At 44.4% G+C, this 248-nt stretch carries 1 protein-coding gene; it reads left to right on the forward strand.

Annotated features, from left to right (window positions below; genetic code table 11):
- The coding region (locus ACEWMW_RS14575) for a hypothetical protein (RefSeq protein WP_409414678.1) at positions 1-248 on the forward strand (248 nt) is incomplete at both ends.

Here is a 248-nt window from a genome sequence, read left to right on the forward strand (position 1 = left end):
CGTGTTTGTTTTGTTTGTTTTTTTGTTTTTGGGGGGTGTGGGTTTTTGTTTGTTTGGGTTTTTGTTCGTTTTTTTTCTATTTTTATTTTTTTTCTTGTTTTTTTTGTTTTGGGGGTGGGGGGGGGGGGGGGGGTGGTTGTTTTATTTTTTTTTTTTGGGTGGTTTTTGGGTTGGGGGTTGGGGTTTGGGGGGTTGTTTTGTGGGGGGGTGTGTGGGTCGTGGTTTGTTGTGTGGGTTATCCGCCCCCC

This window comes from Litorerythrobacter xanthomarinus, assembly GCF_046254955.1.
Classification (GTDB): domain Bacteria; phylum Pseudomonadota; class Alphaproteobacteria; order Sphingomonadales; family Sphingomonadaceae; genus Qipengyuania_C.